General features: G+C 69.2%; 11 protein-coding genes. 7 read left to right on the top strand and 4 right to left on the bottom strand.

The features are described from left to right. Window positions 1-10 precede the first annotated feature (10 nt). From ABQJ56_RS03740 to ABQJ56_RS03710, 7 genes are all read left to right on the top strand, one after another. Window positions 11-595 (top strand): RNA polymerase sigma factor, encoded by a 585-nt coding sequence (locus tag ABQJ56_RS03740; protein ID WP_367843639.1) that lies wholly within the window; start codon window positions 11-13, stop codon window positions 593-595. Further along, window positions 592-1224 carry an anti-sigma factor family protein gene (locus tag ABQJ56_RS03735; protein ID WP_367843638.1) on the top strand — a complete coding sequence of 211 codons (633 nt, stop codon included), beginning with the start codon at window positions 592-594 and terminating at the stop codon, window positions 1222-1224. The genes ABQJ56_RS03740 and ABQJ56_RS03735 overlap by 4 nt, the downstream gene beginning before the upstream one ends. Next, the gene (locus ABQJ56_RS03730) at window positions 1221-2519 is read left to right on the top strand and encodes a S8 family serine peptidase (RefSeq protein WP_437343385.1); all 1299 of its coding nucleotides are present in this window, start codon (window positions 1221-1223) and stop codon (window positions 2517-2519) included. Before ABQJ56_RS03735 ends, ABQJ56_RS03730 begins: the two co-directional genes overlap by 4 nt. A 49-nt stretch (window positions 2520-2568) precedes the next feature. After that, complete coding sequence (gene folE2, locus ABQJ56_RS03725) at window positions 2569-3540, top strand: GTP cyclohydrolase FolE2 (RefSeq protein ID WP_367843708.1); 972 nt, start codon at window positions 2569-2571, stop codon at window positions 3538-3540. Between the two features lie 425 nt (window positions 3541-3965). Then, window positions 3966-5468, top strand: a complete 1503-nt coding sequence (locus tag ABQJ56_RS03720) for an efflux transporter outer membrane subunit (protein WP_367843637.1) — start codon at window positions 3966-3968, stop codon at window positions 5466-5468. 2 nt (window positions 5469-5470) lie between these two features. Then, window positions 5471-6637 (top strand): efflux RND transporter periplasmic adaptor subunit, encoded by a 1167-nt coding sequence (locus tag ABQJ56_RS03715; protein ID WP_367843636.1) that lies wholly within the window; start codon window positions 5471-5473, stop codon window positions 6635-6637. Continuing rightward, on the top strand, window positions 6634-9753 hold the full coding sequence (locus tag ABQJ56_RS03710) for an efflux RND transporter permease subunit (RefSeq protein WP_367843635.1): 3120 nt from the start codon (window positions 6634-6636) through the stop codon (window positions 9751-9753). Before ABQJ56_RS03715 ends, ABQJ56_RS03710 begins: the two co-directional genes overlap by 4 nt. 6 nt (window positions 9754-9759) lie before the next feature. Here the strand turns inward: ABQJ56_RS03710 and tadA are convergent, their stop codons facing one another. The 4 genes from tadA to folD all read right to left on the bottom strand — a co-directional run bounded on the left by tadA (window position 9760) and on the right by folD (window position 14459). Beyond that, a complete protein-coding gene (gene tadA / locus ABQJ56_RS03705) occupies window positions 9760-10239 on the bottom strand; it encodes a tRNA adenosine(34) deaminase TadA (RefSeq protein ID WP_367843634.1) in 480 nt (159 codons plus the stop codon). Between the two features lie 77 nt (window positions 10240-10316). Next, entirely contained in the window at window positions 10317-11885 is a 1569-nt protein-coding gene (guaA, locus tag ABQJ56_RS03700) for a glutamine-hydrolyzing GMP synthase (RefSeq protein WP_367843633.1), read from the bottom strand. Window positions 11886-12080: 195 nt separating this feature from the next. Then, complete coding sequence (gene guaB / locus ABQJ56_RS03695) at window positions 12081-13541, bottom strand: IMP dehydrogenase (RefSeq protein WP_367843632.1); 1461 nt, start codon at window positions 13539-13541, stop codon at window positions 12081-12083. A gap of 69 nt (window positions 13542-13610) precedes the next feature. Next, window positions 13611-14459 (bottom strand): bifunctional methylenetetrahydrofolate dehydrogenase/methenyltetrahydrofolate cyclohydrolase FolD, encoded by an 849-nt coding sequence (gene folD, locus ABQJ56_RS03690; protein ID WP_367843631.1) that lies wholly within the window; start codon window positions 14457-14459, stop codon window positions 13611-13613. Between the last annotated feature and the right edge of the window lie 45 nt (window positions 14460-14504).

Below are 14504 nucleotides of genomic sequence, written 5' to 3'. Positions count from 1 at the left end.
CTGACAACCCATGAACGAAGCCGACACCAACGCCGATGCCATCGACCGCATGCTGCTCCAGCGCATGGCGGCGGGCGACCGCGCCGCGCTGGCGACGTTGTATCGCAGTTACCACGGCCGGCTGTGCCGCTTCCTGTCCCGTCTCACCCGGCGCGGCGACGTCATCGAAGAGGTCGTCAATGACTGCTTCTGGATCACCTGGCAGAAGGCGGGCGAGTTTCGCGGCGACTCGCGCGTTTCCACCTGGATCATGGGCATCGCCTACCGCTGCGGGCTCAAGGCGTTGCGGCAACACGGCGACGAGCCCGTCGAATACGACCTGCCGACGGACGAGCACGGCATGTCCAGCGATCCGGACGAAGACCGCGAATTGCGCGACTGGCTGGGCAAGGGACTCGAGCACCTGTCGGCGGACCAGCGCGTGGTGATCGAGCTGGTCTACGGCGTGGGGCATTCGCTGGACGATGTCGCGGCCATCATGCAGTGCCCCCTGGGCACGGTGAAGGCGCGGCTGTTCTATGCCCGGGTCAAGCTCCGCAACGTGCTGCCCACCCTGGCCGGCAACCCGAACGCCCGCAAGGAGGGTGTGTCATGAGGTCCTCCGTGAACCCCGGCATGGACTGTCCGCACGCCTGGGAACTGATGCCCTGGGTGCTGCAGGGCAGCGCCTCGAAGGAGCAGGCCGCCTGGCTGGAGAACCACCTGGCCGGCTGCGAGTCGTGCCGCGCCGAGTTTGCACAGCAGAGCCGCCTGCGGCTCGCACTGTCACTGCCGCCTGACCTGCCGCTCGACGCGGAAGCCGGACTGCAGCGCCTGCTGTCCCGGCTCGATGCATCCGATCCCCAGCAAGCTCCCGCCCCGCCGCGAGCGAAAGTGTGGCTGGTGCGGGCGCTGGCCGCCGCCGTGTTCGCCCAGGCGATCGGCCTCGGCGTGCTCGGCATCAAGCTGGCTGCCGTCGAAAACCCGCCGTACCGCACGCTCAGCGAAACGCCGCTGCCCGTGCCGCCCGGTGCGATCCGCGTGGTGCCCGATGCGGGCATGACCCTGGCCGACTGGGACGCCCTGCTGCACGCACTGAACCTGCAAGTGGTGCACGGCCCCAACAGCGTCGGCGCCTACACGGTGGTGCCGACGGATGCGGCGGTGACGACCGGCCAGATCCTGCCCAGGCTCCGTGCCGCCCGTGGCATCCGCCTGGCCGAACCCATCAGCGCCACGCCATGAGCGGCCGCGCGCTGGTACTCCTCGCGCTGGCCATCGCCCTGGGCGCGCCAGCGCCGCGGACGATGGCCCGCGATGGACATCCGGGCAACGCAGGCGCGCCGGCCGCGACGGTGGCGTCGATGGATGCGCACCGCGACATCGTGCTGGCGGTCGCCAACCCGCTGCAGCCGCCCTCGACGCACGCCGGCTCCAGCCTGCTGGGCTATGCACCGCCCGCGCACTACGGCGCCGGGCAGCGCGCGCTGTCCGTGATGGACGCGCTGAAGCGGCGCTACGGCCTGCGCGAAATCGCCGGCTGGCCGATCAAGCCGCTCGGGCTGTACTGCGCCGTGCTCGAACCGCCGCCCGGCACGACCCGGGACGAGCTGCTGAAAGCCCTGGCCGCCGATGCGCGGGTGCAACTCGCGCAGCCGCTGCAGGATTTCTCGGTCTATGCGCAGCAGGCCGCGCCCACCCGCCGCTACAACGACCCCTATGTGGACCTGCAGCGCGGTTTCGTCCTCACCGACGCGGCCAGCGCCCACGCGCTCAGCCAGGGCCAGGGAGTGGACGTTGCCATCGTGGACACCGGCGTGGACGTTCGCCATCCGGAACTGCAAGGGCGCATACGCGACGTGCACAACCTGGTGGACGACGACGAGCACGCGTTCGACGCCGACCCCCACGGCACCGAAGTGGCCGGCATCGTCGCCGCCGACGGCAACAACCGCCTGGGCATCGTCGGCATCGCCCCCAAGGCCACGCTCAGCATCTACAAGGCCTGCTGGTATCCGCCGGTGGCGGATGCCGCCGCGCGCTGCAACTCGCTCACCCTGGCCAAGGCGCTAGCGGCGATTGCCGACACCCGGGTGCGCGTCGTCAACCTGAGCCTCGGCGGCCCGATCGATCCGCTGTTGCACATGCTGCTGACGCGGCTGCTCGACCAGGGCCGCATCGTGGTCGCCGCGATGCCGCCGGACGGCAAGCCCGGTGGCTTCCCCAACGACGTGCCCGGCGTCATCGTGGTGCGCGTGGCCGGCGCCGGGACAGCCCCGCCCGGCGTGCTGAGCGCCCCGGGCACGGACATCCTCACCACCCAGCCCGACAGCCGCTACGATTTCACGACCGGCTCGTCCATGGCCGCCGCGCACGTGAGCGGCATCATCGCCTTGCTGCTCGCGCTCGCGCCGGAACTCGACGCGCGCGGCGTCCACGCCCTGCTGCGGGACAGCAGCAGGGTTTCCGGCGGCGTGCTGCAGGTGAACGCCGCCGCGGCGGTGGAGCAATTGCGTGGCGCGCGGCGAAGCGCGCCCTGAGGCCGGCGGCCGGCCGCCATCCGCGGCCCGCGGCGTTGCCGCTGGCCCGCTGCCCGACGTCGCCACCCAGGTCCATTCGCACCCGGGCGCCGTGCTGGACTGGGTGGGCATGGACGGCATCGAGATGCCGGTGCATTTCGACGCCGGCAACGGCGACGTGCAGCGCGCCAACGCCCGGGTCGGCGTGTTCGTCGATCTCGCGCAGCCGGACAGGCGCGGCATCCACATGTCGCGCCTGTACCTGCTGGCCGGCGAATACCTGGGCGCGCGGCCGCTGGATGCGCCACTGCTCGAATCCCTGCTGCGCGCCTTCCTCGTCTCCCAGCAAGGCCTGGCCCGGCATGCCCGCGCCAGCCTGCGTTTCGACCTGCTCGTGCGACGCGCCGCGCTGCGCAGCGACCATGCGGGCTGGCGGGCCTATCCGGTGTCCATCGACGCCTGCCTGGACAGCGCCGGCTTCCGCCTGGAGCTGGGCACGGAAGTGACCTACTCCTCCACCTGCCCCGCTTCGGCGGCGCTGTCGCGCCAGCTGATACAGCAGCAGTTCGCGCACGATTTCGACGTGGCCGCACCGCTGGAGCATGCGGCCGTGCTGGACTGGCTGGGCAGCGAGCGCGGCATCGTCGCCACGCCGCACGCACAGCGCAGCGTGGCGCGACTCGCCGTGCGCTTCGCCGCTGGCGTGCCGCTGAACCTTGTCGCCCTGATCGACCGCGTCGAACAGGCGCTGGGCACGCCGGTGCAGACGGCCGTGAAGCGCGAGGACGAACAGGCCTTCGCGCGCGCCAACGGCGCCAACCCGATGTTCTGCGAAGACGCCGCGCGGCGCATCCAGCGCGTACTGGATGGCGACGACACCCTCACGCACTTCCACGTTCGCGTCGAGCACCGCGAAAGCCTGCATCCGCACGACGCCGTGGCGGAGGCAAGCAAGCCGGCCCCCGGAAAGCCCCATAGAGCTGGCGCCACGCCATCGATCGGGACCGCCGTGCTTGAGCAGGCAACGGACCCGGTACGCTGACGCGGCGGTGGCCGGGCACGTGGCCCGCGGGCGCCTTGCGCCAGACGCGGCCCGAGGGATGCCGACGGCAAGAGGATCGTCACTCCTGATCGACCGGCGGCGGCGATGATTTCCCCGGGAGCGGGTTCTTCGATGAAGCGGATGTCTGGGCAGCCGGCACCCGGATCGCACGTCCTTGACGCAAGAAAACCGTTCTTGCCGGCCCCGCCTGCTGGGGCTATCTTCACCAGCTTGTGCCTGCCCGAGGCATGGGGGAGAGGGCCGCAGCGCAGCTGCGTGCCAGTCCGCCTTGCATCGATCGTGATGTGCGTGCAGCGGCGGCCGCAGCGAGAACCGAGCCTGGTCGATGATGCGGGGAATCTCTCGCCAGGGTTCGGGTGAGTTGAGCCGTTCGTCGATAGCACCGCGAGGAAATCGATTCCGCAATGCCTGTTTCGTCTCTTGCCCGCGTGTCCACCTCGTTCGTCGTACGTGTCGCCGCACTTGCGGTCGCGCCGCTGCTGCTCGCCGCCTGCGCGGCGGGTCCGGATTTCAAGGCGCCGGCCCCGCCTGCGGTCGACGGCTACGCGCCCCGACCCGTCAAGACGACGGCAGCCACGCCGAACGTGGCGGGCGGTTCGGCCCAGCATTTCGAGGCCGGCGCGTACATCCCCGGCGACTGGTGGACGCTGTTCCACAGCGCGCCGCTCGATGCCTTGATCGAAACAGCGCTCAAGCACAACCACGACTTGAAGGCGGCGCAGGCGGCCTTGCGCGTGGCGCACGAGAACATGCTGGCGCAGCGCGGCGCATTCCTGCCCAGCGTGTCGGCGAACCTGTCGGCCAGCCGCCAGCGCCAGCCCGGCTCGCTGGCGCCGGTCCCCGAATCCAACGCCTTCCTGTACAACCTGTACACGCCGCAGCTCTCGATTTCCTACACGCCCGACGTGTTCGGCGGCAACCGGCGCGCGGTCGAGTCGCTGCAGGCGCAGGAGCAGGCTGCGCGCTTCCAGATGATCGCGACCTGGAACACGCTGGCCTCCAACGTGGCGGTGGCGGCGATCCAGCTGGCATCGCTGCAGGCGCAGATCGACGCCACGCGGCAACTGGTCGACGCGAACACCAGGATGCTGGACATCCTGCGCTACCAGTACGACAAGGGCTATGCGAGCCGGGTCGATCTGGCCGCCCAGGAATCGCAACTGGCGCAGACCCGGGCCACGCTGCCGCCGCTGGAGAAGCAGCTGCTGCAGCAGCGCGACCAGCTGGCGGTGCTGGCAGGCCGTTTCCCGTCGCAGGCGACAGGCGACCAGGTCCGGCTGGACCGCCTGCAACTGCCCACGGCCCTGCCGCTCTCCCTGCCTTCGGCCCTGGTGGCGCAGCGGCCGGACGTGCGCCAGGCGCAAGCCAACCTGCACGCCGCCAGCGCCGAGATCGGCGTCGCCACCGCGGCACGCCTGCCGAACATCACGTTGAGCGCCGACGCCGGCAGCACGGCACTGGAATTCTCCAGGCTGTTCACCGGCGGCACCGGTTTCTGGGATCTGGGCGCCGGCATCACCGCGCCGATCTTCGAGGGCGGCAGCCTGCTGCACCAGCAGCGTGCGGCCAAGGCGGCGTACGTCGAGGCCAGCGAGCAGTACCGCAGCACCGTGCTCGCGGCGTTCCAGAATGTCGCGGACACACTGGCCGCACTCGACCAGGACGCGAAGGCGCTGCAATCCGCGGCGCAAGCCGAGCAGGCCGCGAAGCTGACGCTGGACCTCACCGAGCACCAACTCAAGGACGGCTACGCCAGCAACCTGCAGTGGCTGACCGCCGAACAGACCTGGCAGCAGGCACGAATCACCCTCGTGCAGGCCCAGGCCAACCGATTCGCCGACACGGCCGCGCTGTACCAGGCGCTGGGTGGCGGCTGGTGGCACCACCCCGATCTGAACAAGCAGTGATGATGAACAAGCCTGCCCCGCCCTTCCCTGCCTCCATGCGCCATGGCGCCGCGCTCGTGGCCCTGCTCGCGACCGTCGCGCTCGGCGCTTGCTCGTCGAATACGGCTGCGCCCGAGTCCGCGGCCACGACGCCGCACAACGTGACGCTGACGAAGGCACAGCAGCAGAGCATCCGGCTCTACACGGTCGAGCCCTCGTCCTACCAGGCGGTGACCGACACCACCGGCGTGGTGGACTATGACCAGGATCGTTCCACCGCAGTGCTGGCGCCCTTCTCCGGCCCGGTGACGAAGGTGCTGGTGAGCCTGGGCGAATCGGTGAAGCAGGGGCAGCCGCTGGCGACGGTGGCCTCACCCGACTTCGCCGCCGCCGTCGACGGTTATCGCAAGGCGCTCGCGGCCGCGCGCGCGGCGGCACAGGTGGCCGCCAACGACAAGGACCTGTACGCCCACCACGCGATCTCGCAGCGCGAGAACGCGCAGGCGCAGTCCGATGCGGTCGGCGCCGAAGCCGACAGCAACGCGGCACGGCAGGCGCTGCTCGCCCTGCCCGTCGACCCGCAGGTGGTGAAGGCGATCGAGCAGGGGCGCCCGGTGGATAACGTGCAGGGCGTGATCCGCGCGCCGGTCGCCGGCACCGTGGTGCAGCGCTCGATCACGCCCGGCCAGTTGCTGCAGGCCGGCAGCACGGCCTGCTTCACCGTGGCCGACCTGTCGAAGGTGTGGGTGATGGCCCAGGTGTTCGACAGCGACCTCGCCGCGGTGCAGGTCGGCGACAACGCCGAGGTGGAAACCGGCGCAGGCTCGAAGGCGTTGCCCGGCAAGGTGACCAACGTGTCGCCGGAAGTCGACCCCGATACCCGCTCGGTGGCCGCGCGCGTGGTGGTGGACAATCCGGGCGCCCTGCTGAAGAAGCAGATGTACGTGCGCGTGCGGATCAGTTCCGCCAAGCCGGAACGCGGCCTGCTGGTGCCGGTGGCGGCGGTCCTGCGCGACGACGAGAACCTGCCCTTCGTCTATGTACAGGAGACGGATGGCAGCTACGCACGCCGCCCGGTGACGCTGGGCGTGCGCACGGGCGACCGCAACCTGATCGCCAGCGGCCTCAGGGCCGGCGACAAGGTGGTGATCGAGGGCGGCATCTTCGTGCGTTTCATCCAGACCCAATGAGCGAGCTGACGCCGCCACCCGGAGCGCGTCCGGCCTCCCTCATCAACCGCATCGTGGCGTTCGCGCTCGAACAGCGCCTGCTGATCGTGCTGCTAACGGCGCTGCTGGTCGGCGCCGGCATCTGGGCGCTGAAGCGCCTGCCGATGGATGCCTATCCCGACCTCTCGCCGCCGATGGTGGAGATCATCACGCAGTGGCCTGGCCACTCCGCCGAGGAAGTGGAGCGGCTGATCACGGTGCCGGTCGAGCTGGGCATGAACGGCATCCCGAAACTCTCGGTGAAGCGCTCGATCTCGCTGTACGGCCTCTCCGATGTCACCCTCACCTTCGACGACGGCACCGACAACTACTGGGCGCGCCAGCGCGTGTTCAACCGGCTGGGCGGCATCACCCTGCCCGGCGGCGTGGCGCCCTCGGTGTCGCCGCTGTCCTCGCCATCGGGGCTGATCTACCGCTACGTGCTGCAGAGCACCGACCGCTCGCCGATGGAGCTGAAGACGCTGGAGGACTGGGTGATCGCGCCCCAGTACCGCTCGGTGCCCGGCGTCGCCGACGACTCCGCGTTCGGTGGCGGCAACATGCAATACCAGGTGCTGCTCGACCCTGCGAAGATCGCGGCGCAGGGCCTGTCGGTGAGCCAGATCGAAGCGGCGATCGCGGCCAACAACGACAACGCCGGCGGCGGCTTCTACACGCAGGGCGGCCAGTTCTTCTACGTGCGCGGCCTCGGCCGCATCAAGACGCCGGAGGACATCGGCGACATCGTGCTGGCCGTGCACAACGGCACGCCGGTGCTGGTGAAGGACGTGGGCAAGGTCGAGATCGGCATCGCGCCGCGCCTTGGTGAATTCGGCTACATGGGCCAGGACGACGCGGTGGAAGGCGTGATCCTGATGCTCACCGGGCAGAAGACCCAGGACGTGCTGCAGCGGGTGGAGGCGAAGACCCGCGAGCTCAACGAGCACGTGCTGCCGCCGGACGTGAAGATCCACCCGTTCTACGACCTCAGCGACCTGATCGCGCAGACCACCCACGTCGTGCAGCGCAACCTGCTGCTGGGCATGCTGCTGGTGGTGGTGGTGCTGATCTTCTTCCTGTACGACATCCGCGCCGGACTGATCGCGGCGGTGACGATACCGCTGGCCCTGCTGTTCGCCTTCGTCTGCATCCAGCTGCAGGGCGCTTCGGCCAACCTGCTCTCCATCGGCGCGGTGGATTTCGGCATCCTGGTGGATGGCGCGATCTTCATGGTGGAGAACATCTTCCGCGAACTGGCGAAGCGGCACGGCACCGAATACGACATCCGCGAGGTGATCCGCAATGCGGCCTCCGAGGTGGATCGCCCGCTGGTCTACGCGGTGGCGGTGATCGTGGCCAGCTTCCTGCCGATCTACGTGCTCACCGGGCCGTCCGGCACGCTGTTCAAGCCGATGGCCGACACCATGATCTTCGCCCTGGTGGGCTCGCTGCTGGTCGCGCTCACCCTGCTGCCGGTGCTGTGCGCGCTGTTCATGCGCAAGGGCGTGCGCGAGCGGCGCAACGCGATCTTCGAGAAGACGCAGGTGCTCTACACCCGCTGGCTGGATCGCTGCCTTGCCGCGCGCTGGCGCACGGCGGCGGTGCCGGCAGTGCTGCTGGCGCTCTCGATGCTGCTGCTGCCACGCATCGGCGCCGAGTTCATGCCGCACCTGGACGAGGGCTCGCTGTGGGTGCGCGCCACCATGCCCTACACCATCTCGTTCAAGGAATCGGCCGAGATCACGCCGAAGATCCGCGCCATCCTGCGCTCCTTTCCCGTGGTGACCACGGTGACCTCGGAGCTGGGCCGGCCCGACGACGGCACCGACTCCACCGGCTTCTTCAACGTGGAGTTCTTCGTGGGCCTCAAGCCCTACTCCGAATGGGGCGGCCAGTACGCGAGCAAGCAGGCGCTGATCGATGCGATCAACCGGAAGCTCGAGGTGTTCCCGGGCATCGACTTCAACTACACCCAGCCGGCCGAGGACGCGGTGGACGAGGCCGAGACCGGGTTGAAGAGCTCGCTGGCGGTGAAGGTGTACGGCCCCGACCTGAAGACGCTGCAGGACAAGGGCAAGGCGATCAAGGAAGCGATGCAGCAGGTGCCCGGCATCACCGACGTGACCCTCGTGCACGAGTTGGGCCAGCCCAACCTCGCGATCACCATCAACCGGGCCGCCATCACGCGCTACGGCCTCAACGTGTCCGACATCAACAACGTGATCGAGGCCGCGGTCGGCGGCGACGTGGCAACCCAGGTCGTGCAGGGCGAGAAGCAGTTCGACCTGGTGGTGCGGCTGCAGCAGCAGTACCGCGACAACCCGCAGGCGATCGGCGACATCCCGGTGCTGACGCCCGGCGGCCAGCAGGTGCCGCTGAAGGAGCTCGCCGACATCCGGGTCAGCAATGGCGCCTCCTTCATCTACCGCGAGGACAACTCGCGCTACATCGGCGTGCAGTTCTCGGTGAGCGGGCGCGACCTGGCCAGCACGGTGGGCGATGCGATCAGGCAGGTGGCGCAGAAGGTGAAGCTGCCGCAGGGCTACCGGCTGGACTGGGGCGGCGAGTACAAGGAATACACCGCCTCGCGCGCGCAGATGAACGTGATCCTGCCGCTCACGGTGCTGCTGATCTTCGGCCTGCTGTTCGTGCTGTACGGCAACTTCAAGTTCCCGTTCATCACCGTGCTGGGCGTGCTGCTCACCTCCCCGGTCGGCGCCATCCTCGCGCTGTGGCTCACCGATACGCCGTTCTCGGTGTCCTCCGGCATCGGCTTCATCGTGTTGTTCGGCGTCTCGGTGCTGACCTCGGTGGTCTACATCTCCTGCGTCAACGAACTGCGGCTGGGCGGGATGGGGATCGCCGAAGCGACCCGGCAGGCTTCCCTGCTGCGCCTGCGGCCGATCGTGATGACCGCGCTGGTGGCCGCGCTGGGCCTGCTGCCCGCCGCCGTCGCCACCGGCGTGGGCACCGATTCGCAGCGTCCGTTCGCGCTGGTGATCGTCAGCGGCATGATCTCGCGCCTGGTGATCGGCGTGTTCCTGATGCCCGCGCTGTACAGCCTGGTGGCGCGCAAGGACGACCGCCTGCAGGTGTGAAACCGCTCAGCGCCTGGCGCGGAAGAACTCGCGCAGCATGGCCGAGGATTCCTCGGCCAGCAGGCCGCCCTGCACTTCGAGGCGGTGGTTGTGGCGCGGGTCGAGCAGGGTGTCGAACACGCTGCCGGCGGCCCCGGTCTTGGGGTCGGCGGCGGCGTAGACCACGCGGCCGATGCGGGCGTGGATCAGCGCCATCGCACACATCGAACAAGGCTCCAGCGTGACGTAGAGCGTGGCGCCGACGACGCGATGGTTGGCGAGTCTTTCGCCCGCCGCGCGCAGCGCCATCACCTCGGCGTGGGCGGTGGGATCGTGCAGGGTGATGTTGCGGTTCCAGCCCAGCCCCACGATCTCGCCGCCCAGCACCAGCACCGCGCCCACCGGCACCTCGCCCTCGGCGTCGCGGGCGTGCGCGGCGAGCTGCAGCGCGCGGCGCATGTGGGCCTCGTCTTCGGCGGTGAATGGCTGGCGGGTTTCTTCGGTCATGGCGGCAAGCGTCGAACGATCACCCGAAAGCCGGCGCGGTGCCGGCTTTCGGGGCCGGACTCAGCGGGCGAAGCATCTCACTCCCACTCGATCGTCGCCGGCGGCTTGCCGCTGATGTCGTAGACCACGCGCGAGACGCCGCGCAGCTCGTTGATGATGCGGTTGGAGACCTTGCCGAGGAAATCGTACGGCAGCTGCGCCCAGTGCGCGGTCATGAAGTCGATGGTCTCCACCGCGCGCAGCGCGATCACCCATTCGTAGGCGCGGGCGTCGCCGACCACACCCACCGACTTCACCGGCAGGAACACGGCGAAGGCCTGGCTGGTCTTGTCGTACAGGTCGGCCTTGCGCAGTTCCTCGATGAAGATCGCGTCGGCGCGGGCCAGCAGTTCGGCGTATTCCGGCTTCACCTCGCCCAGGATGCGCACGCCCAGGCCGGGGCCGGGGAACGGGTGGCGATAGACCATCTCGCGCGGCAGGCCGAGCTCCACGCCGATGCGGCGCACCTCGTCCTTGAACAGCTCGCGCAGCGGCTCGACCAGCTTGAGCCTCATGTGCTCGGGCAGGCCGCCCACGTTGTGGTGGCTCTTGATGACGTGGGCCTTGCCGGTCTTGCTGCCGGCCGACTCGATCACGTCGGGGTAGATCGTGCCCTGGGCCAGCCACCTGGCGTTGACGAGCTTGTGCGATTCCTCGTCGAAGATCTCCACGAACAGTCGGCCGATGATCTTGCGCTTGGCCTCCGGATCGGCAACGCCTTCCAGCGCCTTGAAATAGCGCGCGGCGGCATTGACGCGGATCACCTTGACGCCCATGTGCTCGGCCATCGTGGCCATCACCTGGTCGCCTTCCTGCCAGCGCAGCAGCCCGGTGTCGACGAACACGCAGGTGAGCTTGTCGCCGATCGCCCGGTGCAGCAGCGCGGCGACCACCGAGGAATCCACGCCGCCGGAGAGGCCGAGGATCACCTCGTCGTCGCCGACCTGCCCGCGCACGCGGGCGATCTGGTCCCCGATGATGTTGGCCGCCGTCCACAGCGTGGCACAGCCGCAGATCCCGGTGACGAAACGCTTGAGCAGCGCACTGCCCTGCCTGGTGTGCGTCACTTCGGGATGGAACTGCACGCCGTACCAGCGCTTGCCCTCGTTCTCCATCACCGCGACCGGGATGCGATCGGTCGAGCCGGTGATGGCGAAGCCCGGCGGCGCCTGGCTGACGTGGTCGCCATGGCTCATCCAGACATCCAGGCGGTGCACGCCGGCGTGGTCGCTCAGGCCGTCGAACAGGCGGCTGTTCGCCACGATGTCGACCTCGGCATGGCCGAACTCGCGCTGGTCCGCCGCTTCCGTGGCGCCGCCCAGCTGCGCGGCCAGGGTCTGCATGCCGTAGCAGATGCCGAGGATCGGCAGGCCCGAGTCGAACACTTCCTGCGGCGCCTTCGGCGCGCCCGGCAGCGTGGTGGATTCCGGGCCACCCGAGAGGATGATGCCCCTGGCGCCGAATGCGGCGATCTCCGCCGGGTCGTGATCCCACGCCCAGATCTCGCAGTACACGCCCAGCTCGCGCACGCGGCGTGCGATCAGCTGCGTGTACTGCGCGCCGAAGTCGAGGATGAGGATCTTGTCGGAATGGATGTTGGCGGTCATGGGCGGCGGGCAGGAAGGCTGGAGTCTTTTGTCGTCATTCCGGCGCAGGCCGGAATCCGGTAACGATGGGGTGAATGGTTTGCCCGGTCGCGCCAGGCGTCACCCGGAACGTATCCGCGACAACCGGAACATTTGGCAACTGGATTCCGGCCTGCGCCGGGATGACGAGCGGGAGCGCAGGCGCTCCCGCATTCGTCAGGAATTGAGCCGGTAGTTCGGCGCTTCCTTGGTGATCTGGATGTCGTGCGGGTGCGCCTCGGTGACGCCGGCCGAGGTCACCTTGACGAACTGCGCCTTGTTGCGCACGTCGTCGATGGTGGCCGCGCCGAGATAGCCCATCGAGGCGCGCAGGCCGCCGATCAGCTGGTGGATGATGTTGCGCAGCGAACCGCGGTACGGCACGCGGCCTTCGATGCCCTCGGGCACCAGCTTGTCGGCGTCGGCCTCGTTGTCCTGGAAGTAGCGGTCCTTGGAGCCGAGCTGCATCGCGCCGATCGAGCCCATGCCGCGGTAGCTCTTGTACGAGCGGCCCTGGAACAGCTCCACCTCGCCAGGGGACTCCTCGGTGCCGGCGAACATCGAACCGAGCATCACCGAGGACGCACCCGCGGCCAGCGCCTTCGGGATGTCGCCGGAATAGCGGATGCCGCCGTCGGCGATCAGCGGAATGGAATCCTTCAATGCCGTGGCCACCATGTCGATCGCGGTGATCTGCGGCACGCCTACGCCGGCCACCACGCGGGTGGTGCAGATCGAGCCGGGGCCCACGCCCACCTTCACCGCGTCGGCGCCGGCGTCGCGCAGCATCAGCGCGGCGTCGCCGGTGACGATGTTGCCGGCCACCACCTGCACCTGCGGGAAGTTCTTCTTCACCCAGGCCACGCGGTCGATCACGCCCTGCGAATGGCCGTGCGCGGTGTCCACCACCAGCACGTCCACGCCGGCCGCGACCAGCGCTTCCACGCGGCGCTCGGTGTCGCCGCCCACGCCCACGGCGGCGCCGACCAGCAGCGCCTCGTTGCGGTCCTTGACCGAGTTCGGGTTGTCGCGCGCCTTCTGGATGTCCTTCACGGTGATCAGGCCGCGCAGCTGGAAGTCGTCGTTGACCACCAGCACCTTCTCGATGCGGTGCTTGTGCAGCAGCTGCAGCACCTCGTCCTGGCTGGCGCCTTCCTTCACCGTCACCAGCCGTTCCTGCCGGGTCATGATGTTGCGCACCGGATCGTCGGGCTTGCGCTCGAAGCGCATGTCGCGGCTGGTGACGATGCCGACCAGCTTCTCGCCCTCCACCACCGGCACGCCGGAGATGTTGTGCGCGCGGGTGAGCTTGAGCACCTCGCTGATCGAGGTGTCCGGGCTGACGCTGAATGGGTTGCGGATCACGCCGGCCTCGAACTTCTTCACCAGGCGCACTTCGGCGGCCTGCTGTTCGAGCGTCATGTTCTTGTGGATGATGCCGATGCCGCCCTGCTGCGCCATGGTGATGGCGAGGCGCGCTTCGGTCACGGTATCCATCGCGGCGGAGACGATGGGGATGTTCAGGCGCAGGCCGAGGGTGAACCGGGTGGAAGTGTCCACGTCGCGCGGCAGCACGGTGGAATGGCCCGGAACGAGGTAGACGTCGTCGTAGGTGAGAGCCTCGGCGAGAATGCGCATGGTATGCCCCGCGGCAAAGAGAGGATTATACGCGGCAGTGCAGCATGTCGCCAGAGCAGTCGCTGAGCTTCAGCGGGCCTCGGCCGCTTCCAGCGTGTTCTCCATCAGCGTGGCCACGGTCATCGGACCCACGCCGCCGGGTACCGGCGTGATCCAGCTGGCGCGCTCGGCGGCCGGCGCGAATTCCACGTCGCCGACGAGGCGGCCGTCGTCGAGCCGGTTGATGCCCACGTCGACCACCACCGCGCCGGGCTTGATCCATTCGCCCTTCACCAGCCCCGGCCGGCCCACCGCGACGATCACGATGTCGGCCTGGCGCACGTGGCCTTCCAGGTCGCGGGTGAACTTGTGGCAGCAGGTGGTGGTGCAGCCGGCGATCAGCAGCTCCAGCGCCAGCGGCCGGCCGACGTGGTTGGACACGCCGACGACCACCGCGTGCTGGCCACGCACCGGGCGGTCGGTGTGGCCGAGCAGGGTCATCACGCCCTTCGGCGTGCACGGGCGCAGGCCGAAGCGGCGCAGCGCGAGGCGGCCCACGTTCACCGCCTGGAAGCCGTCCACGTCCTTGCCCGGATCGATGCGGTCGACCAGCGCATCCTCGTCGATGTGTCCCGGCAACGGCGATTGCACCAGGATGCCGTGCACCGCCGGATCGGCGTTGAGCCGGTCGATCAACGCGAACAATTCGTCCTGCGTGGTGCTCGCCGGCAGGTCGAAATCGAAGGAGCGGAAGCCGACCTGGTGGCAGGCCTTGCGCTTGTTGCGCACGTACACCGAGGAGGCCGCGTCGTCGCCCACCAGCACCACCGCCAGGCCGGGCGCGGGCTGGCCCTGCGCCTTGCGCTCGGCGACGCGCCGACCGATCCGCTCCAGCAGTTCCTGCGCGATGCGTTTGCCGTCGAGGATGCGTGCGCTCATGTTGGTGCCAGGCCGAAAGACGCGCCATTATCCAAGCTCCAACCG

Origin of the sequence: Rhodanobacter geophilus (genome assembly GCF_040812275.1) — a bacterium.
Classification (GTDB): Bacteria; Pseudomonadota; Gammaproteobacteria; order Xanthomonadales; family Rhodanobacteraceae; genus Rhodanobacter_A; species Rhodanobacter_A geophilus.
This window is presented reverse-complemented; position numbering and strand designations above follow the sequence as displayed.